Annotated in this window: 22 protein-coding genes; 6 read left to right on the top strand and 16 right to left on the bottom strand. The window is 70.4% G+C overall.

The genetic code is table 11. The features are described from left to right. Nucleotides 1-195: 195 nt before the first annotated feature. Both AC1DO7_RS00545 and AC1DO7_RS00540 read right to left on the bottom strand, forming a co-directional pair. Nucleotides 196-1,425 carry an MFS transporter gene (locus AC1DO7_RS00545; RefSeq protein WP_441650441.1) on the bottom strand — a complete coding sequence of 410 codons (1,230 nt, stop codon included), beginning with the start codon at nt 1,423-1,425 and terminating at the stop codon, nt 196-198. 108 nt (nt 1,426-1,533) lie between these two features. Beyond that, nucleotides 1,534-3,006 (bottom strand): SLC13 family permease, encoded by a 1,473-nt coding sequence (locus AC1DO7_RS00540; protein ID WP_441650440.1) that lies wholly within the window; start codon nt 3,004-3,006, stop codon nt 1,534-1,536. A gap of 133 nt (nt 3,007-3,139) precedes the next feature. Between AC1DO7_RS00540 and AC1DO7_RS00535 the strand changes: the two genes are divergently transcribed. Together AC1DO7_RS00535 and AC1DO7_RS00530 are read left to right on the top strand one after the other, a co-directional pair. Beyond that, a complete protein-coding gene (locus AC1DO7_RS00535) occupies nt 3,140-3,925 on the top strand; it encodes an AraC family transcriptional regulator (RefSeq protein WP_441617361.1) in 786 nt (261 codons plus the stop codon). A 104-nt stretch (nt 3,926-4,029) separates the two neighbouring features. Beyond that, a complete protein-coding gene (locus tag AC1DO7_RS00530) occupies nt 4,030-4,968 on the top strand; it encodes an FUSC family protein (protein WP_441650439.1) in 939 nt (312 codons plus the stop codon). A gap of 25 nt (nt 4,969-4,993) precedes the next feature. On the opposite strand, the gene AC1DO7_RS00525 is transcribed toward AC1DO7_RS00530, so the two are convergent. Beyond that, nucleotides 4,994-6,448 carry an MmgE/PrpD family protein gene (locus AC1DO7_RS00525; protein WP_441650438.1) on the bottom strand — a complete coding sequence of 485 codons (1,455 nt, stop codon included), beginning with the start codon at nt 6,446-6,448 and terminating at the stop codon, nt 4,994-4,996. 338 nt (nt 6,449-6,786) lie between these two features. On the opposite strand from AC1DO7_RS00525, the gene AC1DO7_RS00520 reads away from it, so the two are divergent. Further along, a complete protein-coding gene (locus AC1DO7_RS00520) occupies nt 6,787-7,110 on the top strand; it encodes an antibiotic biosynthesis monooxygenase family protein (RefSeq protein WP_441617356.1) in 324 nt (107 codons plus the stop codon). A 22-nt stretch (nt 7,111-7,132) separates the two neighbouring features. Here the strand turns inward: AC1DO7_RS00520 and AC1DO7_RS00515 are convergent, their stop codons facing one another. From AC1DO7_RS00515 to AC1DO7_RS00470, 10 genes are all read right to left on the bottom strand, one after another. Next, the gene (locus AC1DO7_RS00515) at nt 7,133-8,290 is read right to left on the bottom strand and encodes a CaiB/BaiF CoA transferase family protein (RefSeq protein ID WP_477115669.1); all 1,158 of its coding nucleotides are present in this window, start codon (nt 8,288-8,290) and stop codon (nt 7,133-7,135) included. Nucleotides 8,291-8,406: 116 nt separating this feature from the next. Further along, a complete protein-coding gene (locus AC1DO7_RS00510; protein ID WP_441650290.1) occupies nt 8,407-9,159 on the bottom strand; it encodes a lipoyl protein ligase domain-containing protein in 753 nt (250 codons plus the stop codon). A 118-nt stretch (nt 9,160-9,277) separates the two neighbouring features. Further along, nucleotides 9,278-10,384, bottom strand: coding sequence for an acetoin dehydrogenase dihydrolipoyllysine-residue acetyltransferase subunit (locus tag AC1DO7_RS00505; RefSeq protein ID WP_441650291.1), 1,107 nt, complete (start codon nt 10,382-10,384; stop codon nt 9,278-9,280). Next, complete coding sequence (locus AC1DO7_RS00500) at nt 10,384-11,400, bottom strand: alpha-ketoacid dehydrogenase subunit beta (protein WP_441617348.1); 1,017 nt, start codon at nt 11,398-11,400, stop codon at nt 10,384-10,386. The genes AC1DO7_RS00505 and AC1DO7_RS00500 overlap by 1 nt, the downstream gene beginning before the upstream one ends. Before the next feature lie 62 nt (nt 11,401-11,462). Next, nucleotides 11,463-12,461 (bottom strand): thiamine pyrophosphate-dependent dehydrogenase E1 component subunit alpha, encoded by a 999-nt coding sequence (locus AC1DO7_RS00495; RefSeq protein WP_477115668.1) that lies wholly within the window; start codon nt 12,459-12,461, stop codon nt 11,463-11,465. Between the two features lie 45 nt (nt 12,462-12,506). Continuing rightward, the gene (locus tag AC1DO7_RS00490) at nt 12,507-13,655 is read right to left on the bottom strand and encodes an ATP-NAD kinase family protein (RefSeq protein WP_441617345.1); all 1,149 of its coding nucleotides are present in this window, start codon (nt 13,653-13,655) and stop codon (nt 12,507-12,509) included. A 215-nt stretch (nt 13,656-13,870) separates the two neighbouring features. Beyond that, complete coding sequence (locus AC1DO7_RS00485) at nt 13,871-15,937, bottom strand: sigma-54-dependent Fis family transcriptional regulator (RefSeq protein ID WP_441650293.1); 2,067 nt, start codon at nt 15,935-15,937, stop codon at nt 13,871-13,873. A 249-nt stretch (nt 15,938-16,186) separates the two neighbouring features. Next, nucleotides 16,187-16,927 carry a haloacid dehalogenase type II gene (locus AC1DO7_RS00480; protein ID WP_441617341.1) on the bottom strand — a complete coding sequence of 247 codons (741 nt, stop codon included), beginning with the start codon at nt 16,925-16,927 and terminating at the stop codon, nt 16,187-16,189. 23 nt (nt 16,928-16,950) lie between these two features. Next, nucleotides 16,951-17,925, bottom strand: a complete 975-nt coding sequence (locus tag AC1DO7_RS00475) for an aldo/keto reductase (protein ID WP_441650294.1) — start codon at nt 17,923-17,925, stop codon at nt 16,951-16,953. A gap of 466 nt (nt 17,926-18,391) precedes the next feature. Continuing rightward, complete coding sequence (locus tag AC1DO7_RS00470) at nt 18,392-19,408, bottom strand: LLM class flavin-dependent oxidoreductase (protein ID WP_477115667.1); 1,017 nt, start codon at nt 19,406-19,408, stop codon at nt 18,392-18,394. A gap of 140 nt (nt 19,409-19,548) precedes the next feature. Here AC1DO7_RS00470 and AC1DO7_RS00465 point away from each other — a divergent pair, with 140 nt between their 5' ends. After that, nucleotides 19,549-20,235: a TetR/AcrR family transcriptional regulator gene (locus AC1DO7_RS00465; RefSeq protein ID WP_441617335.1), complete on the top strand. Its 687-nt coding sequence runs from the start codon at nt 19,549-19,551 to the stop codon at nt 20,233-20,235. On the opposite strand, the gene AC1DO7_RS00460 is transcribed toward AC1DO7_RS00465, so the two are convergent. Further along, nucleotides 20,232-20,699: a YbaN family protein gene (locus AC1DO7_RS00460; RefSeq protein ID WP_441617333.1), complete on the bottom strand. Its 468-nt coding sequence runs from the start codon at nt 20,697-20,699 to the stop codon at nt 20,232-20,234. The two genes, AC1DO7_RS00465 and AC1DO7_RS00460, sit on opposite strands and share 4 nt — an antisense overlap. Before the next feature lie 6 nt (nt 20,700-20,705). After that, nucleotides 20,706-20,834, bottom strand: a complete 129-nt coding sequence (locus AC1DO7_RS00455; protein WP_441650296.1) for a hypothetical protein — start codon at nt 20,832-20,834, stop codon at nt 20,706-20,708. A gap of 519 nt (nt 20,835-21,353) precedes the next feature. On the opposite strand from AC1DO7_RS00455, the gene AC1DO7_RS00450 reads away from it, so the two are divergent. Continuing rightward, complete coding sequence (locus tag AC1DO7_RS00450; protein WP_441617330.1) at nt 21,354-21,863, top strand: MarR family winged helix-turn-helix transcriptional regulator; 510 nt, start codon at nt 21,354-21,356, stop codon at nt 21,861-21,863. 6 nt (nt 21,864-21,869) lie between these two features. Here the strand turns inward: AC1DO7_RS00450 and AC1DO7_RS00445 are convergent, their stop codons facing one another. After that, nucleotides 21,870-24,209: a xanthine dehydrogenase family protein molybdopterin-binding subunit gene (locus AC1DO7_RS00445; protein ID WP_477115666.1), complete on the bottom strand. Its 2,340-nt coding sequence runs from the start codon at nt 24,207-24,209 to the stop codon at nt 21,870-21,872. Between the two features lie 146 nt (nt 24,210-24,355). On the opposite strand from AC1DO7_RS00445, the gene AC1DO7_RS00440 reads away from it, so the two are divergent. Continuing rightward, nucleotides 24,356-25,090 carry a TetR/AcrR family transcriptional regulator gene (locus AC1DO7_RS00440; RefSeq protein WP_441650298.1) on the top strand — a complete coding sequence of 245 codons (735 nt, stop codon included), beginning with the start codon at nt 24,356-24,358 and terminating at the stop codon, nt 25,088-25,090. The last annotated feature ends 8 nt before the right edge of the window (nt 25,091-25,098 follow it).

Raw genomic sequence — 25,098 nt, 5'->3', positions numbered from 1 at the left:
CGGATCCGGACCAGGGGCCAGAACCGGGCAAATGTATCCATCTCGTAATAATTCGTAACGGATGGTAATACGTCTCGTTGACCGGGAGATGAAGAATCTTTGGCCGCAAGAAAAAAAGCCGGCTGATGCCGGCTGGGGGTCTCTCGGGACCTCCGGGGGGACCTTCCGGGATGCGGGGGGCTTGCTGGCCGCGACTCAGCGGTGCGCCGCCGGCCGTTGTTGCCGCTCCGTGGCGAAATACAAAACCGCCAGCACCGGCAGCCCGAACCCGATCCAGCTGGTCAGCGCCCAGCCGCCGTAGGCGAACGCCCAGGCACCCAGCGCGGAAGCAACGGCGCCACCCGTGAAGAAGATCGCCATGAAGATGCCGTTGAGCCGGCTGCGGATGGTGCCGCCGAGCGCGAAGATGGCGCGCTGGCCGACCACCAGGTTGGCGGCCACGCCGAAGTCCAGCGTGATGGCAGCCAGGGTCAGTGCCGCCAGCGCCGGCGTCGATCCCGGCGTGCCGGCCATGCCCAGCAGGAAGGCGCCAGCCGCCAGCGCCATGGCCAGCGTGGTCATGCGGCGGCCGAGTCCGCGATCGGCCGCGCGTCCGGCGAGCGGCGCCGCCACGGCGCCGGCCACGCCCGCCAGTGCGAACAGGGCGATGCCCTTCTGGCTCATGCCGAATCCGGGCCCGGCCAGCCACAGCGGCACGGTGGTCCAGAACAGGCTGAAGGCGCCGAACATGCACGCCTGATAGGCAGCCCGCCGGCGCAGCACCGGCTGGCTGCGCAGCAGTTGCCACATCGAAGCCAGCAGCGCGCCGTAGCGCACCGCCGGCGCCGGGCGGCGGTCCGGCAGCAGGCGCGCCAGCACCGTCGTCAGTACGGCCATGCCCACGGCCGAGCCGGCGAAGATGGCATGCCAGCCCCACAGGTCGGTGACCAGGCTGGACACCGGCCGCGCCAGCATGATGCCGAGCATCAGCCCGCTCATCACATTGCCCACCACCTGGCCGCGCGCATGCTCGGGGGCCAGGTGCGCGGCGAACGGCACCAGCACCTGGGCCGCCACCGAGCTGAGCCCGATGCACACGGCCGCCGCCAGGAACACGCCGGCATGGCCGGCCAGGGCCGCGGCGGCCAGCGCCACCGCGCTGGCCGCCAGCAGCGTGCAGATCAGCCGGCGGTTTTCGATGATGTCGCCCAGTGGCACGATCAGCAGCAGGCCGACGCCGTAGCCGGCCTGGATCACGGTCACGATCAGGCCGGCGGCCTGCGGCGACAGCCCCAGCGCATGGCCGATCGGGCCGACCAGCGGCTGGGCGTAGTACAGATTGGCCACGATCAGGCCGCAGGCGGTCGCCAGCAGCAGCGTCATCCAGCTCGCGCCGCCCACGGGGCCCGCCTGCGCTGTCGCCGCGCAGTCCGCTCTTGTCGTCATGATCGTATTCCTGCAGCTGACCTCGGCCGGCRCCCGATACGGGTTAACCAGAGGTCGAAGGGCGTGATCATGCCTCAGATGGCGCAAGCTTGCAGGCGGCGGTCCGGCTCACGGCAGGTAGCCCAGCAGCCGCCACCAGACATAGTCCAGCGGCATCAGCACCAGCAAGGTCGGCACGGCCAGCGCCAGGCACAGCCGGGTGCCTGCGCGCAGCCCCACCCCGCCAAGCTGCATGGCGATCACGATGGGCGGCGACTGATAGGGAAAGAACACCGTGGAAAAGACCGGCACCTGCAGCATCAGCACGGTTTCCAGCGGCAGGCCGGTGGCCTGCGCCAGTTCCCTGGCCAGCGGCGTCAGCACCGCCGGCAGGCCCGGCAGCGTGGTCACCAGCCCCAGGGCCGCGCCCACCGCGCCGAGCGCCGCCACATTCGCGGCGTTATGTCCCGGCGACAACGGCAGCCACTGCAGCAAGGCCTTGCTGATGGCCGTGCCCAGCCCGGTCGACTCCACCACCGCACCCAGGCCGAGGAAGCCGGCTACATAGATCAGCGGCGTCAGGTGCACCTGCTCGGCCAGCATGCGCGGCGACACCAGCCCCACGCCCGGCAGCAGGCACACGATGCAGGCCGCCAGCGAAATCCAGGCAGGCGAGATACCGTGCAGCGCATCGGTGGCAAACCCGGCCACGGCCAGCGCCAGGATCGCCGCCAGCACGGTCTCCTGCCGGCCCGGCGTGCCCAGGTCCTGGGGCGGCAGCGCGGCGAGCTGCCCCTTCTCCGGGAACAGCCGGCACACCAGCCACACCAGCAGCACGGTCTTGAGCGCGCCGAGGATGGGGAAATGCAGCAAGAGATAGCTGCCGTAGCTCAGGTTCACGCCGTACAGCGAACTCGCCGCGCCGAGCAGCACGCTATTGGGGATATTGGCCGGCAGGATGGTGGTCGGCGGCATATAGCTGGCCGCGGCCACCGTGAGCACCATGCCGATGCGGCCGTTGGAGCCGGGGCCATAGCCCAGGCGGTCGGCCAGCGCCAGCACGATGGGCATCAACAGCAGCACCCGCCCGGTGGTCGACGGCATCAGGAAGGCCAGCCCGACCGCGCTCAGCGCCACGGTGGCGATCACCTGCCGGTAGCTGCCCACCCGCCCACGGAAGATGATCGCCGCCAGGCGCTGCGCCAGCCCGGTCTGGCGCAAGGCCACGCCGGTCACGGCGCCGCCGAACATCAGCCACCAGGCGGTGGAGGTAAAGCCGGAGAACACCACCGGGGGCGGCGCCACGTGCAGCAGGACGGCGCACAGGAAGAACAGCAGCGTGGTGGTGGGCTCGGGCAGCACGCCGAGCGCCCAGCAGCACACCGTGGACAGCACCAGCGCCGCCGCCAGGACAAGCGGGCCGGGCGCGCCGAGGGCGTGCCCCGCCAGCCAGACCGCGGTGACGCATACGGCAATGACGGCGGCGGCGCGCGCGCTGTCGGAGAGATTGCCGGCTTGCGGCGGGCTGGGCGCGGGCTTCGGCGGGGCCGCGGCGGCTGCGCCGGCCGCGGGATAGCCTGGCTGGGGGCTGGTATGGCTCATGGGGGCGAACTCCGGGGTGCCTTGGGATGTGCGCCATGCTAGGGCGATGCGCCGTGGCCGGGTTACACTTTCCGGGCAAGTTCTTACGAATTCCAGCCACCATCGGCAATCCGGTTCCATCACTTCGCCCCGCATGCCACGTCCGACTTACCAGCCCATACCGCTGACCGAGCCCACCGCCGAACAACCGGTCATCGTGCACCTGCGCCTGCCGCCACCCAATGCGATCATTCGCCGCCACCGGCATGCTTGGGGCCAGGTCTCCCTGCCGCTGCGCGGCAGCATGCGCGTGACCGCGGCCGGCACCACCTGGGTGGTGCCGGCCATGCGCGCGGTATGGATCCCGCCGGACGTGGAGCACGAGGTGGTCACGCTGGGCGACGCCGCGCTGCATGCCTGCTATGTGCTGCCGGCGGCGTCGCCGCTGTCGTTGTCCACCTGCACGGTGCTGGAGGTGTCGGCGCTGATGCGCCAGTTGCTGGTCACGCTGGCCGATGCCGCCCGGCTCTCGCCGCGCCGGCGCCAGCTCAGCGCCGAACTTCTGCTCGAGGAACTGCGGGTGGCGCCCACCCTGTGGCCAGGGCTGGCGCTGCCCACCGACCGACGCCTCAAGGCGCTGTGCGATGCGCTGATGGAAGCCCCCGGCTCGGCCCTGAGCCTGGCGCAATGGGCGGCGCACACAGGCGCCAGCGAGCGCACGCTGGCGCGCCTGTTCCGCACCGAGCTGCACACCAGCTTCGCGGCCTGGCGCCAGCAGCTGCGCCTGGCCCACGCGGTCGACCTGATGAGCCGTGGCAAGCCGCTGGCCCATGTGGCGGCGGAAACCGGCTACGCCAATGCCGGGGCCTTCTCCACCATGTTCCGCCGCGCCCTGGGACAGGCACCGCGCGACTTCCTCGCGCACCGGGCCGAAGCGTAGACGGGACCGCCAGGGGACGGCAGCCGGGCATGGACGAGCGCCACCGAAACCGGGTAGATTCGCCTGCGTATCAACGTATGCGGCCAAGCTCGCGGAGGCAGCCTTTGGGCGAGAAAACACATCTGGGACGCGCCATCCACTGGTCCGCCGGTCCGCAGGCACATGCCGGCGAGATGCTGGCCGCCGGCCTGGGCATGGCCGCACCGCTGCTGCTGGCCGGCGCCATGGGGCACCAGCCCCTCGGCCTTGCCGCGGCGCTTGGCAGCCTGGCCATCGGTTCCGGCACCACGCCGGCCGCGCCGGGCAGCGAAGCGGAGATGGCCCGCAGCGCCGGCGCCCAGGCGCGCGAACTGGCCGCGTTGCTGGCGCCGTTCGCTGCGGCGGCGGCCGTTGCCGCGGCCTGCTCCGGCCATGGCGCGGCCAGCGACGCCATCGTCATCCTGCTTGCCGTCGCGGCCGCGGCCATCGGGGCCTATAGCCGCCCGCTCGCCGTTGCCTCGACGCGCTTGCTGCTGTTCCTGGTCATCGCCGCCAATAGCGCAGGCGCGGCGCCGTACCGCGGCGGCTTCCTGCTGCTCGCGCTGGCCGGCGCGCTCGCCGCAGCCGCCGCGCTGCGCTGGCTGTTTCCCGGCCATCACTTCGACTGGATCGCGCTGACGGTGGCCCTGCTGATCCAGCGCCAGCCCGGACTGCCTTCGCTCAAGACCACGCAGCGCGTAGGCGGCACCGTGCTGGGTGTGCTGCTGGCCGCCCTGCTGCTCGGCCACCAGCTGCCGGCCTGGGTCATCGCCGTCAACGCCGGCTGGCTGGCCGGCATGCGGCCCCTGCTGCGCAGCCGCAACTACCTCGCCTACTCGGCGGCGATGACGCCGCTGATGGTGCTGATCACGGGCGCGGGCAATGCGTCCACGGCCGGGGCCATGAGCGGCATGCTGGCCGACCGCGTGGCGGCGACCGTGATCGGCGCCGCCCTTGTCATCCTCGCCGACGGCGTTGCGCTGCGCCTGCTGGCGAAGCCGCTCAGCCGAACCTCGCCAGGTTGAGCGCGGGCAGCGAGCCGCCCGGTCCTTACTCGAAGGCGCTCTTCACCGGCGGCGCCAGCAGGGCCAGCAACTCGCGCACATCGTCCAGCTGTTCGAGGTTCATCACCATGGCTTCGATGTCGGACTGGCGCTTTGCATCGATCAGGCCGCCGGTCAGCGCGCGGTACTTCATCGCCACCTCGGCATTGGACTGCGGCGACTCGATGGCGCGCGACATCTGCCGGTTGATCTCGATGCGCTGACCGTCCGTGAAKGTGACCGCCAGGCGCACGCGCCCGCGGCCATGCTGGCCGGCGGCGTCGAACCCGGGATCGTGCCTGACCGCGATGCGCGGCAGCAGCGCCCAGACATCGTCGGCGTCGATGCGCGAAGGAGCGAACTGCGGCACCAGCGCGGCGCCGTCGAGCACCGCCACCGCCAGCGCGTAGCCGATGTTCATCTGCGCGCCGATCGGCGTGAGCGGGCGCTCCGGCACCCACCAGCCGTGGTGGTAGACGGCGTGCGACACGTCGACCTCGATGCGCGCGATCTGCTCCGCGCGCAGCGCGCGCTGCGCGCCCACGTCGAACAGCGCGTCCAGCGGCGCGTGGATGCCGCCCATGGCCGCATATGGCTTGATCACGATGCGCTCGACTTCCCAGCGCTCGCCCAGGCCATCGGTGATCTGCGACGCATCGGGCGCATGCCCTTCGCCGAAGGTGGAGAGAAAGCCGCCGTACTCCCGCTCGAACACGCGCTTGATGCCCGTGTAGCCGCCCGCCGCCAGCACCGCCGCATAGAAGCCGTTGCGCGCGGAAAAGCCGTGGTGCATGCGCTTGCACATGGCCTCGTACTGCGCAGCCATCAGCCCGGCCGACTGCGTGCCCGCCAGCCCCAGCGCATCCTCGAAGCGGGCGGCGTCCAGGCCCAGCAGCTTGCCCACCGCGGCGGCGGCCGCGTGCGTGCCGAACACCGAGCCGGAATGCCAGCCGCGCGAGAGCATCTGCCCGCCGTGCAGCGCCATGCCCACGCGCGGCCCGACCTCGTAGCCGGCCAGGGCCGCCTGCAGGAATTCGCGGCCGCTCACGCGTTGCTCGCCGGCTGCCGCCGCCCATAGCGCCGGCAACACCAGCGAGGCGCTGTGTAGCGGGCCTAGCGGATGATAGTCGTCGAGCTCGAAGCCCTGGATGAAGGTGCCGTTAAGCAGCGCCGCGCCCGGCGCGCTGGTGCCCGCGCCCCAGCCCACGATGGTGTGGCTGCCCTGGCCTTCGGTCTTGCGCACGATTTCCACCGCGGTGCGCGACCACGGCAGCCGGGCGCCGACGATGGCGCAGGCGATGCCGTCCAGCGTCAGCGCCTTGGCGCGCTCGCGGGCCTTCTCCGGTGCATGCGCCAGGTCGAAGCCGGCGAGCCAGAGCGCGAGCCGGCCGGTAGGGCCGGCCGGATCGGTGGGGGCCTGGGCCTGGGACTGCGGTTGCGGTTGTGATTGCTGTTGGGACATGGCAGGGCGGAGTGATCGCACGGAGCGGTTGGACGGAGCGGGTGACGGGAACGGACCAAGCTTGCGCTGGCCGTGTCCGCCCAGCACAGTACTGTTGTTATGTGTTTATATTCTAGGTACAACCGTTCCTGCCTTGCAAGCGATTTTTTTGCGCCGATGCCTGGGCACGGCCGCGCGCGGGCATTCCGCTCCGGCGTGGCGGAGGGAAAGGAAACGGAACGCGGAACGCGGAAGGGAGGAAAAGCCGGAAGCGGTGCGCTAACGGGACGCACCGGCACCGCGGCGTGCTTGATAGAATCGGCCAGTCAGCGCCCTGACCCCACGATACGAGGCCCCCGATGCCCATCGCAGACACCAAAGCCACGCCCTACTACGCAGTGATCTTCACCTCCATCCGCACCGATGCCGACGGCGGCTACGGCGCCATGGCCGACGCGATGGAAGCCTCCGCATCGCAGCAGCCCGGCTTTCTCGGCGTCGAGTCGGCGCGCGAGGAAATCGGCATCACGGTGTCGTACTGGGAGAGCCTCGAAGCGATCGCCGCATGGAAGCGCGACGCCGCGCACCTGATGGCGCAGAAGCTCGGCCGCGAACGCTGGTACGAGGCGTACAAGACGCGCATCTGCAAGGTCGAGCGCGACTACGAGTTCGCGCGGCCCTGAGGCGCCGCGGCCAACCCCAGGCTCAAATGCTCCCGTCCCGCCGCAGCGCGGCAACGACGCCCGCGTCCACACCCCATTCACGCAGGATCGCCTCGCTATCCGCGCCAGCCTCGACCGGCGCCCGGGGCACGCCGGCCGGCGTGCGGCTAAAGCGCGGCGCCGGCGCCGGCTGCACCACCCCCTCGATCTCCAGGAAAGTCTCGCGCGCGCGGTTGTGCGGGTGTGCGGGAGCTTCGTCCCAGTCCAGGATCGGCGCGAAGCAGGCATCGCTGCCTTCGAGCAATTCGCACCATTCGTCGCGCGTGCGCGTGAGGAACATTTCTGTCATGCGAGCCTTGAGCGCGGGCCACTGGCGTTTGTCCAGCTGCGCATCGAAGGCCGGGTCGTCCAGGCCGCAGCGCTCGCGCAACAGCGCGTAGAACTGCGGCTCGATGGCGCCCACCGCCACGTACTTGCCGTCGGCGCAGGCATAGGTGTCGTAGAAATGCGCCGCGCCATCGAGCAGGTTGTCGCCGCGCTTGTTGGTCCAGCGGCCGGCGGCCTTGAAGCCGTACATCATGGCGCCGAGCAGCGCGGTGCCGTCGGTCATGGCGGCGTCCACCACCTGCCCCTTGCCGGACTGGCGCGCCTCGTTGAGCGCGCACATCACGCCGAACGCCAGCAGCATGCCGCCGCCGCCGAAATCGCCGACATAGTTGAGCGGCACCGCGGGCGGCTCGCCCGCGCGGCCGATGGCGTGGAGCGCGCCGGCAATGGCGATGTAGTTGATATCGTGGCCGGCGGCCTGCGACAGCGGCCCGTACTGGCCCCAGCCGGTCATGCGGCCGTACACCAGCGCCGGGTTGCGCGCCAGGCAGGCCTCGGGGCCCAGGCCCAGGCGCTCCATCACGCCGGGGCGGAAGCCTTCGATCAGCACGTCGGCTTTCGCGATCAGGTCCAGCACCACCTGCGCCGCGCCGGGCTTGCGCAGGTCGATGGCCAGCGAGCGCTTGCCGCGCGCGGTCACGTCGCAGCGCGCGCGGCCGGCGCTGGTGGCGGCCGGCTCGCCCGCGGCGGCGGGCCTGGGCCGGTCGATGCGGATCACCTCGGCGCCCTGGTCGGCCAGCATCATCGCGCAGAACGGCGCCGGGCCGATCCCTACCATCTCCACCACCTTCAGTCCTGCCAAGGGTCCCGCCATATCCTGTCTCCGGTTGTCTGTGTCCGGGTGCGCCCCGGATGTGCCTTGGCGGGCAGTTTGCCACGGGCGCCGGGCGGGCGAATCGTCAATAGCGACGAATCGGGCTGCCGGTGACGTCAGATGCCGGGCACGGCGAAAGCCGGGGGGTTGGCGCGAAGCGCGTGCCGCAGCGCGTCCGCGGTCAGCTCCGGCAGCCCGGCGGGCACGGCGAGCCCGTCCTGCGCCAGCGCGCCGGCCACGCTCACCACCTTGTCGGCACGGTACTGGCGCCCGCTGCCGATGGCGGCCTCGAACGCGTTGGCGCGCTGGTTGATCTCTTCCGGGTCGGCGCTGACCAGCAGCACGGCGTGGGCCAGCACCACGTGCAGGCTCGCATCGGCCGCGCCGGCCACGCGGCGCCAGTACTGCGCCGTGCCGGCAATCTTGCGCGCGTCCGCGGCCGGGCCCCAGGCCAGGTTGAAGCGGCCGTCGCAAAAGGAGCCGTCCACGGCCTGCCAGTGCGTGCGCAGCCCGAGCTGCGACAGCGCGCCGGCCAGCACTTCGCACAGGTGCAGGTAGACCGCCTCGGCATGCGTGCCGGCGCCGCCGCGCACCGGATAGGCCAGGCTCAGGTTGAGGATGCCCGGACCCTGCGGCACCAGTCCGCCGCCGGACAGCCGCAGCCACACCGGGCAGCCGCGCGCGGCAAAGGCGCTGCGCCCGGCCTCGAGTTGCGCGTGGCGCAGGTAGCTGCGCGGCACCACCAGCGACACTGGTGCCTGCCAAAGGTGCGCCAGCCAGCGGCCGGCGGCGGCCTGCTCGAGCATGGCCTGCTCGGCGCGCAGCGGATCGGGATCGGTGGGGTCGGGAGTGAGGTAGGCGAAGGACATGGGTTGCATCGTGACGACGTTGCACAAGTACCGCCGGCCAATACTGCCACGTCCCCGCCGAGATACAAAGATGGCCAGGCGCTGCCACGGCGGCCACGCCCGGACCCAACGCCAGGCTTCACCCTCCCAGGTGCGCCTTCAGCAAGGCATTGAACTCATTGGCCCGCTCCATCTGACTCATATGCCCGGTGTCGTCGAAGACCTTGACGGTCGCCTGCGCCGGCGCGTTGCGCGCATGCGAGGCCGGCACGATGCGGTCCTGCGCCCCCCACACCACCAGCACCGGCTTGCCGCCGAGCTTGCGCCCCGGCTGCTCGGTCTGCCGGCCGCCACCGAACAGGCTCTCGCCCAGGCTCGCCAGCGCCTGCGTCACGCCGTCCAGGCGCTTGTACTTCAGGAGATCGTCCAGCATCTGGCGGCTGACCAGCCCGGTATCGGCGAACAGCTGCTCCACCACCGGCTTGAGATCGCGCCGCGACTGCGCGCTGACGAAGCCTTCGGTGTAGCCATTGTTGATCTCGTCGCCGAAGCCGACCGGCGAGATCAGCGCCAGCGAGCGCACCCGCTGCGGCGCGTCCACCGCCAGTTGCGTGGCCACGCCGCCGCCCATCGAATGGCCCACCAGGTGGGCCTGGCCGATATCCAGCGCATCCATGAACTGCGCGACAAAGCCCGCCAGCGCGGCCAGCGTGGTGCCGGGCAGCCGCGGCGTGGACTGGCCATGCGCGGGCAGGTCCAGCGCCACCACGGTATGGGTGCCGGCCACCGCATCGAGATTGAACAGCCACGCGTCGAGGTCGCCGCCGAAGCCGTGCAGGAAGAGCACGGTCTCGGCGCCCTCGCCGCGCTTCGCGTAGCGCACGCGGATGCCGTCGATATCGATGAACTGATAGGCGGCCGCCGCGGCAGCGTCATCGTCCTCATCCGCCGCCGGGGTCTCGTAGGCGGCCACGTAGGCATCGATCTCCGCGTCGCTGACCCCGGCGGGCGCCAGCACGCCGAGCAGGGCCTTCACCGGCAGCACATCGCCCACCGCCGCCACCTTGCGGCGCAGCGTGCCGGCGTCGGGCGCTTCCACCGCGTTGGCGATCTTGTCGGTCTCCACGTCGAGGATGGGCATGCCCACGGTGATCTGCGCGCCCTCTTCCACCAGCCAGTCGTTGACGGTGCCTTCTTTCATCGACAGGCCCCATTTGGGCATGACGATCGGGGTGATCTCGGCCATCAGTGTTTCCCTCCTTTCACGGTCTTGCGCGCGGCATCGGCGATCTGCGCCGCGCTGGGGATGTAGAGGTCTTCCAGCGCGGGCGAGAACGGCACCGGCGTGTGCGGCGGGCACACCATCTCGATGCCGGCCTTGAGCGCGCCGAAGGCTTGCTGCGCGACCTGGGCGGCGATGTCGGTGGCGATATTGCAGCGCGGGCTGGCTTCGTCCACCACCACCAGGCGGCCGGTGTTTTCCACGGTCTCCAGCACGGTGTCGATATCGAGCGGCGAGAGCGTGCGCAGGTCCACCACCTCGGCCTCGATGCCTTCCTTGGCCAGCGTGGCGGCGGCTTCCAGCGCGCGGTGCACCATCAGCCCGTAGGTGACGATGGACACGTCCTTGCCGTCGCGCACGATATTGGCTTCGCCGAACGGGATCGCATACGAGTTCTCCGGCACCTCGCCTTCGAAGCCGTACAGGTTCTTGTGCTCGCAGAAGATCACCGGGTCGTTGTCGCGGATGGCCTGGATCAGCAAACCCTTGGTGTCGTACGGCGTGGACGGGCACACCACCTTGAGCCCGGGGATATGCGTAAACAGCGGCGTGAGCATCTGGCTGTGCTGGGCCGCCGCGCGGAAGCCCGCGCCCACCATGGCGCGGATCACCACCGGGGTCTCGGCCTTGCCGCCGAACATATAGCGGAACTTGGCCGCCTGGTTGAAGATCTGGTCGAAGCACACACCCATGAAGTCGATGAACATCAACTCCGCGATCGGGCGCATGCCGCAGGCCGCCGCGCCGATGGCCGCGCCCACGTAGGCGGACTCGGACAGCGGCGTGTCCAGCAGGCGGTCGCCGTGCTTGGCGTAGAGGCCCTTGGTGACGCCGAGCACGCCGCCCCAGGCGTCTTTCTCGCCGTCCGCGCCGGCGCCGCCGACGATATCCTCGCCGAGCATGATCACGCTCGGGTCACGGGTCATTTCCTGGTCGATCGCCTCGTTGATCGCCAGCTTCATGCTGAGTTTGCGGGACATGGTTTGGTCTCCTGTTCGTGCTGTTCGTGCTGTTCGTTCGTGCGGTCCGGTCTGCGCCGCGCTCAGTAGCTGACGTACACGTCGGTCAGCAGGTCGGCGGCGGTCGGGAACGGCGCGGCCTTGGCCTGCTGCACCGCGTCTYCGATCAGCGCGGCGACCTGTTCGTCGATGGCCTTGAGCTCCTCCGGCGCGATCACGCCGGCCTGGGTCACGGTGGCGGAGAACTTCTTCAGGCAGTCCTTGTTGGCGCGGATGTCGTCGAGCTCGCCGCTTGCGCGGTAGGTCTGCGCATCGCCTTCGAAATGGCCGTAGAAGCGCACCATCTTGCATTCGAGCAGGGCCGGGCCGCCGCCTTCGCGGGCGCGCTTGATGACTTCGCCGGCAGCCTCGTGCACGGCGAAGAAATCGGTGCCGTCCACGGTCACGCCGGGAATGCCGAAGCCGGCGGCGCGGTCCACATAGCTGTCCACCGCGGTGCCGTAGTCGCGCGCGGTCGATTCGGCGTATCCGTTGTTCTCGATCACGAAGATGACCGGCAGGTTCCATACGGCGGCCAGGTTCAGGCTCTCCAGGAAGGTGCCCTGGTTGGAGGCGCCGTCGCCGGCGAAGGTGATGCCGATCTCGCCCTTGCCGCGGAACTTGGCCGCCAGCGCGGCGCCGCAGATCAGCGGCGCGCCCGCGCCGAGGATGCCGTTGGCGCCCATCATGCCCTTGGACAGGTCGGCGATATGCATGGAGCCGCCCTTGCCGTTGCACGAGCCGCCCTTGCGCCCGTAGATCTCCTTCATCATCGCCACCGGGTCCACGCCCTTGGCGATGCAGTGGCCGTGGCCGCGGTGCGTGCTGGCGATGCGGTCGCCGTCGCCGAGGTGATGCAGGATGCCAACGCCGGCGGCTTCCTCGCCGGCATAGAGGTGGACGAAGCCGGGGATGTCGCCGCGGCCGAAGTCCACGTGCAGCCGCTCCTCGAAATCGCGGATGGTGCGCATGCGGCGGTAGACGGCGAGCAGGTCTTCCTTGCCGAGGGGCAGCGTGTTCTGGCTGCTTGAGGTTGTCGTCATGTCTGTCTCCTTCACGGTTTTTGCAGTGGCGGTATGTGAGCGGGGTTACGACTGAGGGTGCGGATGCGGGTGCGGGTACGGCTGCGAGACTGGCCGGGACGCCAGGGGCGGCGCCGCATGCGAAGGCGGCGCCTGCGCGCTCGGCGCGCGGCCGCCGCGCATCAGCCCGGCGGCGGCGGCGTAGCGCATGCAGGCCGCCACGTCGATGCTGAGGAAGGCGCGCTCGCGCAGCGTCACGGTGACTTCGTCTTGCTCGCCGAACACCAGCTCGCGCTCGCCGTCCAGCGCGACGACGCCGCTGCGCTGGCGCACGCGGTGCGGCACGCCGTCGGTCAGGCGCTCCCAGCCTGCGATGGGCACCGCGCTGAGCAAGCCAGGCGCGATCGGCGCGCGCAGTTCGAAGCGGCCTGCGCCGGCAGCCGCCAGCTCGATGGCCAGCCCGCCGGATTCGTGCCGGCCCACCGGGTCGAGCAGGCCGCCGATGGCGGACAGGCCGATGGCCTGCGGATCGGCGAAGGCGAGGTACACGGCGCCCAGCGTCTCGGTCTTCCACAGGGCGCGCGCGCCGATGAAGTGCTCGTGGGAGATGACCGCATCCACCAGCGCAATATCGCGGCGCACCTCGTTCGTGCCGGCGATGCAGATGTCCAGCCGCTTGTTGCCGGCCAGCGAGTGCGCCGCCGGAATGCGCCCGCTGGCGAACAGGCCGGTGGCGAGCCCGGTGATGGTGGCCTCGCGCATTTCGGGATAGGCGTTGTTGGTGCCGGTGGAGATGCCGGCGATCGGCACGTCGCCGCATTCGCGCACCACGGCGCGGTGGGTGCCGTCGCCGCCGAGCACGATGATGGCGGACACCCCCGCTTCGCGCAGCATGCGCGCGGCCAGGAAGGTGTCGTCCACGCGGGCGGTGACCGGCATGTCGAGGTACTCCACCCCGGGCAGCGCTGCGTCCGGCCCCTGGCGACGCGCGAGGTGCCGCGCCAGCAGCACGCGCATGCCCTCGCGGTCCGGCATCATCAGCACGCGACCCACGCCGCAGGCGGCCAGCGCGGCCAGCAGGCGCAGCACGATATTGACGCGGTCGGCCAGTTGCAGCGTGTTGGCGTTGGCGATCACGCGGCGGATATCGCGCGCCGAGACCGGATTGGCGATGATGCCCACCAGGGGCCGTTCGGCCAGCGTCTGCTCACCCATGCGTGTCTCCTGCCGTCTTGTCTTGTGACAGGCATATCGCAATGGGCGTGCCACCCGCCGGACACGCGCGCAGGGCAGGAAAAGCGCGGGATTACCCGCAGGAAAAAGGGACTTTGGCCGGGCGTGGCGGCGCACCGCGTGACAGGTGTCACAGCATCAGGTGTACGGCCGCTGGACAGGTGTCGCGAGGCGCGGGGCGCAGCGCGGCGCCGCGCTCAGTCGTGCGCCGCGTCGCGCTGGTTGGGGGACGCGATGCCGTAGCGCGCCATGCGCCGGTACAGCGTCATGCGGCTCACGCCGATCTGGCGTGCCACCGCGCTGAGGTTCCAGCCGGCGGCGCGCAGATATTGCATCAGCAACATCGCTTCGGGCGGCAGCTGGTGCGGATCGAAGCCGGGTGCCGGCGACGCCATCGCCGGCACCTGGACCGGGACCGGCTGCGCCATGGTGGCGGCCGGCGCCGCCGGCGCGGCCGCCGTGGCAAGCAGGCCTTGCTGGCGCGCCGCCGCGCCAATGCCTTCGGGCAGGTCTTCCACCTCGATATGTCCGTCGGTGCAGATCGCGCGCGCATACTCGAGCGCGTTGCGCAGTTCGCGCAGGTTGCCGGGCCAGGCATGCGCGTGCAGGCGCGCGCGCGCCGCCGGCGACAGGCTGACGGCGCCGGCGCCGGCGCCGATGCCAGTGCCAGTGCCAGTGCCAGTGCCAGTGCCAGTGCCAAGCATCTTGCCGATCAGCCAGTCGAGGTCCGAGCGCTCGCGCAGCGGCGGCAGCATCAGGCGGGCGCCGTTGAGCCGGTAGTAGAGGTCTTCGCGGAAGCGGCCGCTGCTCACCAGCTGGTCCAGCGGATGGTGGGTGGCGGAGATCACGCGCACACTGACCGGCACCGGCCGCGCCGCGCCGATGGCCAGCACCTCGCCTTCGGCCAGCACGCGCAGCAGGCGCGATTGCAGCTCGCGCGGCATGTCGCCGATCTCGTCGAGGAACAGGGTGCCGCCGTCCGCTTCCTGGATGAGGCCGCGCTTGGGCCGCGAGCCGGCGCCCGAGAAGCTGTTGGGCAGGTGGCCGAACAGCTCGCTCTCGATCAGCGATTCGGGGATCGCCGCGCAGTTCACCGCCACGAAGGGCCCCTGGCGGCGTCCGCTGGACTGGTGCAGCGCCTTGGCGAGATATTCCTTGCCGCTGCCGGTCTCGCCGTTGATCAGCAGGTTGATCGGGGAGTCGACCAGCTTGGCGGCGCGCAGCAATTGCTGCTGCAGCGCGTCATCGCCGCCGCACAGGGCCGCCAGCGGCGCTTGCAGCGGCGGGCTGCGCACGGCGGCGGCCGGCTGCCAGCGCAGGGCCGGCGGCATCACGCTCAGGTAGAGCCGCGTGCCGCTGCGCGACAGGGCCAGCGCGCGCTGCTCGCTCGGGCGCGAATGCACGAAGCGGCCCAGTTCGTCGAGGCGCGCGTCGAACAGCGCCTCGAAGGCCATGCCAAGCAGGGGCGCCCCGCCCAGGCCGGGTTCGGCCCCCAGCATCTGCTGCGCGCGGCGGTTGTGCCCGACCACGCGGCCGCCGGCGTCGAGCGCGAGCAGGTATTCCGGGTTCACGTCGACGAATTCCGGCGCGGCATTGAGCTTGAGGATCCAGTCTTCGCGATGGCTGCGCAGGAAGCTGGCGTTCTCGATATGGCTGGCGTAGATGCGCACCATCTGCAGCGCCAGGCCCTGGCTGTCCTTGGCCTGCGGCGAGGTCAGCGCGGAGATGTCGAGGATGGCGCAGAGGCTGCCGTGCGAATCGAACAGCGGCGCGGCGGTGCAGGTCAGCGGGATATGGGTGGCGTCGAAATGGTCGGCCTGGTGCACGGTCAGCGCCTGCCCGGTGGCCAGCGCGGTGCCCACCGCGCAGGTGCCGGCGCCGGCCTCGCTCCACTGCGCGCCCAGGTACAGGCCGGCGCGGCGCAGGCGCGCATCGGCACTGGCGTCGCCGAGGTAGTCCACCGTCACGCCCTGCGCGTCGGTGAGCAGCACCACGTAGCCCATGCCGGCGACCTGGCTGTACAGCGTCTGCAGCCCGTGGCGCGCGATGCGGGCGAAATCGTCGATGCGCTGCTGGTGCTCGCGCAGGCGCGTCTGCGGCAGGATGCAGGCCTGCTGCATGCGCGCCGGGTCCAGGCCGTACTGGTGCACGCAGCGCCGCCAGGAGTTCTGGATGATGGTCTCGGGCGCGCGCGGCAACAGCGCGCCGGCGTGCGTGGTGAGCTGCACTACCGCATCGATGTGCTCGCGTTGCCGCAGGTCCATCGTCGTCTCCTTGTCGTCTCCCGGCCTGGCGCCGTCGCCGGCTCTATGTGCCTCTGGAATGACGGGCGGCCGGGAATCCTAATGTATCCGACAGGGAGCCGCTTGGGCAAACCGCTTGGGCAAACCTCTTCATGCGATGTGCGGCCTGCACTTCATGCGCCGCGYACGCGCGCGGATCTCCGCCCTGGATGTGCGCGGGCCGGCGCATGCGACGACCCGCGCGAAACGGAAAGCACGAAACCGGGCGGATCAGCAGATCCGGTCCGCCAGCTCGGTCATGCTGCTCACCACCACATCCCAGTCGGATTCGGCGGCAAGATCCCTGGACTGGTTCGGGCCATATTCGGCAGGCCGGTTGACGTAGGCGGTGCGCATGCCGTGCGAGCGCCCGTGGCGCAGGTCGTCGTTGTGCGCCGCCACCAGCATCACCTCGTGCGGGCGCAGGCCGAGAAAGCCGATCACGCCCCGGTAGATCCTCGGGTCCGGCTTGAAATGCCGCACGATATCGGCGCTGAACACCGCGTCCCAGGGCAGGCCGGCATGCCTGGCGGTATTCACCAGGCAGGACACGCTACCGTTGGAAAACGTGGAGATGATGTAGCGCTGCTTCAGGCGCGTGAGGCCCGGCACGGTGTCGGGCCAGCCCGAGAGCCGGTGCCAGGCGCGGTTGAGATAGTCCTTCTCCACTTCGTCCAGGCCTTCGATGCCGAACTCGTCGAGCAGCACGTCGAGCCGCTCGCGGTGCAGCACGTCGATATTGGCCCAGGGCCGCTCGCCCTCGCGCACGCGGTCCATGCCGGGCACGTAGCCGGCGCGCCAGGCATCGGCGAAMGCCACCCAGTCCGCCTCGATGCCCTTGCGCTTGCCGAACGCGGCGAGGTCGGCGCTGACGCTGCTGCGCCAGTCCACCACCGTGCCGAACACATCGAACACCAGCGCCTTGACCTCGCCAAGCCCGTGGCCCTTGCTGTCTTCCTTCTTGCTGTCCATGTCCGCTCCAGGTTCGGCCGCGCTCAGGCGCTGGCCTTGTCGAGCAATGCGATATCGTCCGCGCCCAGTTGCAGGCGCGTGGCGGCGATCAGGTCGTCGAGCTGCGCGACCGAGGTGGCGCTGGCGATGGGCGCGGTGATGCTGGGACGCGCGATCTGCCACGCCAGCGCGACCCGCGTGGGATTGGCGCCGTGCCGCGCCGCCACATCGTCCAGTGCGGCCAGGATGCCCAGGCCGCGCGCATCCAGGTAGGCCTTGACCCGCTGGCCGCGCGCGCTGCTCTTGTCGAGATCGGCCTCGGAGCGGTACTTGCCGCTCAGGAAGCCGCTGGCCAGCGCGTAGTAGTTGAACACCCCGATCCCTTCGCGCAGTACCAGCGTTTCCAGCTCGCTCTCATACTCATTGCGGGTGTAAAGATTGTAGTGCGGCTGCAGGCTCTCGTAGCGCGGCAGGCCGAGGCGCCGGCTGGTCTCCAGCGCCTCGGCCAGGCGCGCGGCGGTGTAGTTGGAAGCACCGATGGCGCGCACCTTGCCGGCCTTGATGAGACGGTCGTAGGTGTCCAGCGTCTCCTCCAGCGGCGTGTCCTGGTCGTCGGTGTGCGATTGGTAGAGATCGATGTAGTCGGTCTGCAGGCGCTGCAGCGAGGCGTCCACCGCGCGCTCGATATAAGCGCGCGACAGGCCCTTGCGGCCTTCGCCCATGTCCATGCCGACCTTGGTCGCCAGCACGACATCGGCGCGCTTGCCGCTGCGCCTGAACCATTTGCCGAGGATGGCCTCGGATTCGCCACCCTGGTTGCCGGGTACCCAGCGGGAATAGACGTCGGCCGTGTCGATGAAATTGAGTCCGGCGCCGACGAAGGCATCCAGCAACCTGAACGAAGTGGCTTCGTCGACACTCCAGCCGAACACATTGCCGCCGAATGCCAGCGGCGAGACTTCCAGCCCGGACCTGCCCAGTTTGCGCCTGGTGATGCTGTTGGTGATGCTTGAGGTCATCCGTGTTGCTCCGCGAGTTGCATCGAACCGCCCCCGTCAGACCGCTGTCGGGCCGCTGCCCTGCCCGAACCCCATCTGGCATGACTGCCGGCGGCAAAGGTGCCGCGCCGGTCCAGGCGCGGCGAAAAGCACATTGTAGGCAGGGAACGCAAAGCTTGCCGGCGGCAGCGCGCCAGGCCGGCGCGCTGGCGGTGAATGCACCGGAGATCGCGCGGCGTGGCGGCGAGAACAGACCACCGGCATCGGGCAGGTCGGGCAGGCGGTCAACCAGATGGATGCGGTGCCGCAGCAGGACGCCGCGCTGGTGAAACAGGCCGCGGCAGCGGCCCAGGCGCTGGCGGAGCAGGCGCAGTCGATGATGCGCGCGGTCGGCGTGTTCAAGCTCGCCGCCTGGCGCGTCTTGTTCCGCGCCGGCGTGCGAGCCGGCAAGGGCGGCCCGGCCGCCCTGTCTATTTTCCGGCGCGCCTCAGATGGCGGCGCGCGCGGCGGGCTCCAGTTCCTTCATCACTTGCGCCGCGATTTCGAACGAGCGCAGCCGCGCTTGGTGATCGTGGATCTGCGCGGTAAGCATCAGCTCGTCCGGGCGCAGGTCGTCGACAAAGCGCTGCACGCCGGCGCGCACGCCCTGCGCGTCCCCCACCACCGAGCATGCCAGCGAGCGGCGGATATGGGTGGCCTCGGTCTCGCTCCACAGCGATTCGATATCGTCCACCGGCGCGCGGATCGGGCCCGGCGTGCCGCGCACCAGCGCCAGGAACTGCTGCTGCAGCGAGCTGAACAGCCGGCGCGCCCGCGCATCGCTGTCTGCGGCGAAGACGTTGAGGCCAAGCATGACGTGGGGCCTGGCCAGTTGCTCGGAGGGCCGGAAGGTCTGGCGGTAGAGATCCACCGCCTGGCGCATGAAGCCCGGCGCGAAGTGCGAGGCAAAGGCGAAGGGCAGGCCCATGGCGGCGGCCAGCTGCGCGCTGAACAGGCTCGAGCCGAGCAGCCACAGCGGCACCTTCAGGCCCGCGCCTGGCACGGCGCGCAGCCGCTGGCCGGGGCGCGGCGCATCGAAGTACGCTTGCAGCTCTTCCACGTCCTGCGGGAAGGCGTCGGCGGTATCCTGCGTGGCGCTGCGGCGCAGCGCGCGCGCGGTGGACTGGTCGGTGCCGGGCGCGCGGCCCAGGCCGAGGTCGATGCGGCCGGGAAACAAGGCTTCGAGCGTGCCAAACTGCTCGGCCACCACCAGCGGCGAGTGATTCGGCAGCATGATGCCGCCCGAACCCACGCGGATGGTGGAAGTGCCGTTGGCGACATAACCGATCAGCACGGCCGTGGCGGCGCTGGCGATGCCGGGCATATTGTGGTGCTCGGCCAGCCAGAAACGATGGTAGCCAAGACGCTCGGCGTGCTGCGCGAGCGYCAGCGAGTTGCGCATGGCCTGGCCGGCATCGCCGCCTTCCACGATGGGGGACAGGTCAAGCAGGGAATAGGGAATCATGGCGACGAAGATTGACTGCGACGGATGGCGGCAAAACGTCCCGCGGAAGGTCCGGCGGAAGAACGGCGGCCAGCCCGGCAATTTATTGAACGATCGCTATATTAATCACACGCTGGTGCGACTGGCAACGGAAAAATATAATGACCACTATGAAAAAGAGTGTTTCCGGTGCGGGCCGCGGACGGCCCAGGCAATTCGATCGCGAGACGGCGCTGGGCCAGGCCTTGTCGCTGTTCTGGCGATATGGCTATGAATCCACTTCGATCGCCACGCTGACCGAGGCGATGTCGATCACGGCGCCGAGCCTGTACGCCGCGTTCGGCAGCAAGGAGCAGTTGTTCTACGAGGCGGTGGAGCGCTATGCGCAGACGCATGGCGCGCTGCTGTACGGGCCGCTCGAGGCCGGCGGCAGCGCCCGCGACGCCGTGCACGGGCTGCTCCGCGGCGCGGCCGCGCTGTTCAGCGCCAAGGGCAATCCGGCCGGCTGCTTCCTCATGAGCGGCACCAGCCATTCGGCGGACTGCGCCTATATCGAGGACACCCTGCGCCAGCGTCGCCGCGAGAAGGAACAAGCCATGCAGGCGCGCATCGAGGCCGGCATCGCRCAAGGCGAGCTTGCCGCGGACGCCGACGCCGCAGCGCTCGCGCGCTTCTTCAACGCAGTGATGCAGGGCATGTCGATGCAGGCGCGCGACGGCGCCACGCGTATCGCGCTGGAACAGATGGCGGAGATGGCGATGCAGGCGTGGCCCGGCAAGGCCGTGAAAGCGGCGCGCGCCACCAGGGCCACCAGGGCCGCCAGGGGGCGGGAGGTGCAGGCGGCCTAGCCCGGCGGCTCGGGACGGCACCACAGCCAGGCCAGCACGCACGCCATGCAGGCAATCGCGCCATAGGCCAGCCAGGGCCGGTGCATGCCGAACAGCAGCACGCCGGCGCACACCGTCATCGCGGCCGTGGCGCTCCATTTGGCGCGCCGGCTGACCATGCGGCCGTGATGCCAGTTATAGAGCATGGGCCCGAACACGCGATGGCCCAGCAACCATGCATGCAGGCGCGGCGAGCCCTTGGCCGCGGCCCACGCGGACAGCAGCACGAACTCCGTGCTCGGCAGCCCCGGCACGAACAGCCCCAGGATGGCCACGCCCAGGCTCAGCAGCGCCAGCGCCGTCAGCAGCGCGCGCGCGGTGCGCGTGCGCGCCAGCCGCAGCGGGGTGTCTTGGGAAGCCTCCGCGGCGGCGGCCCTCGTAGGCGGCACCGCGTCGCGCGCGCAGGCTGCGTCGGCATCATCCAAGGCTTGTCACCACAGTGAGGAATGGCGCCGCAGCAACGCGCCGAAGCGGTCGAAGGCATCCTGCGCGGCGGTCTCGTGCTTGAGACGCTGCGGCAGCGTAAGTCTGTCTGGAGAGGCGGCAAGGGCCGGCAGCATGTCTCGGTTTCTCTCGGTTTGGCCGGCGCGGATGCTTCGGCGACTGGACGCGCCCACTGCGCCAGCACGCGGCCGTGCCCATTGTCGCGCGCCGCCACGGCAGGGGGCAAGGTGAGACCCTGACGCCCGTGCTGGCTTTCGCACACAGGCAAGGCCGGAATCCGGCGCGAATTCCCGTACGCGGCACACCGCACGGCACGGCATATAGTAGCGCTTCGGCGGCAGTCGCCGGCGCCAGTGCCTTGGCCTGGGACAGACGCTGCCAACGAGGTCGGAATCAGGGCGAGGTTCATTCACCTAGCTGGAGGGATTGCGCGGCTACCCGCCGACGTCCGATGGTTTGCCGTCGCGCTGCCCGGCGACGCCGTGGCGGTTGTGAAATGCTGCCCGTGCGGCATCCTTGCGCYGCGTCATGCCGCGCATGCAATGCGCAGGAATGGCACGCGATAAATGCTGCCGCGCACGGTCACGGCCGGTATACTCGCAGGCACGTCTACCCCTGCCTGCAGACCGCTCATCGTGTCCTCTTCCTCCGCGCACAAGACCGCCGCGCAAGCACCCGCCGCCGCACCCTACGATTTCACCGAGCAGGTCGGCCACCTGCTGCGGCGCGCCTACCAGCGCCATGTGGCGATCTTCCAGCAGACCATTGCCGATTCGCAGCTCACCGCCGCGCAGTTCGTGGTGATGTGCGCGGTCAACGACCGCGGCTCCTGCTCGCTCAGCGAGATCGTGCGCGCCACCGCCATCGACCAGGCCACCGTGCGTGGCATCATCGAGCGGCTCAAGGCGCGGGCGCTGGTGGCGGTATCGCACGATGCCAACGACCGCCGCAAGGTGGTGGTCACCGTCACGCCGGGCGGTCTCGCGCTGATCGAGGAAACGGTGCCGTTCGCGCACCGCATCTCCGAGCAGACCTTCGGCGACCTCAACCCGGCCGAACGTGTGGCGATCCTCTACCTGCTGCGCAAGATGAGCGAGTGCGACGAACGCGGCGAACGCGACGCCGCGCCGGACGCGCAGGCGTAGCCGGCGTCAGGCCGGCTGCGCGATGCTGCCGGCCAGCGCCGCCAGCACCGCCTCCGGCGTGAAGGGCGCGCGCCGCAGCCGCACGCCGGTGGCATCGAACAAGGCATTGGCAATGGCCGGCGCGCCCGGCAGCGAAGCCGACTCACCGGCGCCCATGGGCGCTTCCTCCTGCCGTTCCAGCAACAGCACCTCGATCGGCGGCAGTTCCGGGAAGGCCAGCAGCGGATAGCTGCCCCATTCGCGGCTTGCCACGCCCGCCGCGTCGAAACGCACCTGTTCCTTGAGCACGCGGCCAAGGGCCTGCACCACGTTGCCCTGCACCTGGTGGCGCACGCCGTCGGGGTTGACCATCATGCCCGTGTCCTGCGCGACCACCAGCCGCTGCACGACGATCTCGCCGGTATCGGGCGCCACCGTGAGGTCTACCACCCAGGCCGCCCAGGCGGCGCCGAAACCGGGAAACCGGCTATGGACATAGCGGGCGTAAGCCACGCCGCGCCCGCGCAGCAGGCCGTCCGCGCCAGGCGTGCCGCGCGTGCCGCGCGCGCCTTCGCGCCAGCCGGCGTGCGTCGCCAGTTCGCGCAACAGCGCGCTGGCGCGTTCGTCGGGCAGGTGGCGCAGGCGGAAGGCGAGCGGATCGGCGCCGGCTTCGTGGGCGATCTCGTCGATCAGGCACTCGTGCGCGAACACATTGGGCAACGCCGAGACGCCGCGCAGCCAGGAGGCCCGCACGATGGCCGGCGTGTCATCGCAGGCGATGCGCGCACTGGCGTAGTGGTACGGCGGCACCGCGGTGCGGTCGCCCATCTGCAGCGTGCGCGGGGCATTGTCGACGATGCCGGTGAGCAGCAACGCCAGCGTGGGCGCGTCATTGGACGGATAGCGGCTGACGAAGTCATAGGCAAGCAGGTCGCCGGCGGCGCCGATGGCCGCGCGCACGTCCATCAGCTGCGCCGCGCCCTTGGGCTCCCACAGGTGTTCCTGTTCGCGGCTGAGCTGCACGCGCACGGGCCGCTTCACCGCGCGCGAAAGCAGCACGGCGTCGGCGCAGACGTCGTCGGCGCAGTTACGCCCGTAGCACCCGGCAGCCTCCATGCGCACGATCTCGATACAGCCTTCGTCGAGACCGGTGAGGCGCGCGAGATCGATGCGCAGGACATGCGGGTTCTGCGTGCCGGACCACACGGTGAGGCCGTCGTCGCGGTAGTCGGCCACGGCACACGAGGGGCCGATCGATGCATGCATCTGGAACGGCCATGCATAGCTGCGCGACAGCACCTTGCCGCTGCCCCGCGCGGCTTCGAGCGCGCCGGCCACGTCGCCTTCGTCCACCAGCTGGCGGCGCGTGGCGGGGTTGGCGCGCAGCGCGGCCTCCGCCTCGCCCGGGCCATTGAGCGCGGGCAGCGGCGGCACCGGCTTCCAGTCCACGCGCAGGCGGCGCGCGGCCTGCATGGCCTGCTCCTCGCGCTGCGCCACCACGCCGACGAAATCGCCCTGCACCACCACGTCGATGACGCCGCGCACGCCCTCGAGCGAGGCGCGGTCCACCCCGCGCAGGCTGGTGCCGACGAAGTCGCCGCAATCGCGGCCTGCGTAGGGCGGACGCACCACGCGGCCGTGCACCATGCCGGGTACGCGCACGTCATGCACGAAGGCCAGTTGCGCCGTGGCCTTGGCGGGAATATCGACACGCGCCGCGGCGCGGCCGACCACGCGGTATTCGGAGACCGGCTTGGTGTCGAACTGGTCGGCCAGCGGCAACTCGACATGTTCGCCCGCCAGCAGTTCGGCATACGACAGTGCCTGGYCCGGCGCGCCCTTCACGTGCAGCCGGCAGTCGTCGGCGGCCAGCGTGGCGGCGGGCACGCCCAGCCGCTGCGCGGCACGTTCGCGCAGCCAGGCCATGGCCTGCGCCGCCGCGCGCCGCAGCGGCAGCGCCGAGATCTGGATGGTGGCGCTGGCAATGGTGGGGCCCTGGTTGGGCGTGGCCTCGGTATGGCCCAGCGTCATCGCCACGCGCGCGGCCGGCACGTCGAGCTCCTCGGCCACGATCTGCGCCAGCGAGGTGCGGATGCCGGTGCCGAGGTCCACATGGCCGTTGAAGGCGAGGATCTCGCCGTTGTCGAGCAGCGCCACGAAGATGTCAGGCTGCGCCGCCACATAGTCCGATGCCGCGCCGGGCTGCCCCGGCGCCGGACGCGGCGCGGCCTGTGGCGCGCGCGTCACCAGCAAGGCGCCTTGCCTGCGCAGCAGCGCGTCGCGCAGCGCGCCGGGCGAGGTCGCGGAGGCGGCCACTGACGATGATGCGCGCGCATCGGCCTGCGCGGCGGCGGGGTCGGTTTGCATGGCTTCCCTCACTCGTCCATCCCTTGTCCATCCCTTGTTCATCACTTCGGTGCGCGCGCGGGCGCCGCGTTTGCGGCGCGCCATGCCCTGCCCGTTATACTCCCAGCCTTGATCAGCACAGCAACGCGGCTTCAGGCCCCAGACATATGAACACCCCGACCGCTAGGAAGAGCGCGGCAGCCGGAACCCGGGCCCGGCAGGCTCAGGACACCCGGGCCAAGATCCTCAAGGCAGCCATCAAGGTCTTCGCCATGGGCGGCTACGAGGGCGGGCGCGTGGAACGCATCTCGTCGCTGGCCAAGACCTACGACCGCATGATCTATTACTACTTCGGCAGCAAGGAAAAGCTGTTCGTCGAAGTGCTGGAAACCATCTACACCCAGCTCAACGAGGCCGAACAGGCACTCAAGCTCGACGCCGGGGACCCCGTGCGCGCACTGACGCAACTGGTCGACTTCGTCTGGAACTACTACCTGGAGCATCCCGAGTTCGTCGCCATCCTGTCGAGCGAGAACATGAGCCAGGGCAAGCACGCCAAGAAATCCGGCCGGCTCAGGGACATTTCCAGCTATGCCTTGTCGGTGCTCGACGGCATCCTCGAGCGCGGCAAGGCCGCCGGCCTGTTTCATGCCGATGTGCGCGCCCGCGATGTCTACCTGGTGATCGCCTCGCTGGGCTACTTCTACAACTCGAACCATCATACGCTCAGCGCCTTCCTGGGCGAGCCGATGATGAGCAAGGCCGCGCTCGAGCACTGGCGCAACATGATGCAGCGCACCGTGCTGAGCACGGTCTGCGTGGTCCCGTCCGGCAGCGCGCCGGTCGCGGCGCCGACGGAGCCCGCGCCTCCCAGGAAGGCCGCGCGCGCCCGGCGCGCCTAGCCGCCCCG

Source organism: Cupriavidus sp. 05N40, assembly GCF_056397305.1.
This window is presented reverse-complemented; position numbering and strand designations above follow the sequence as displayed.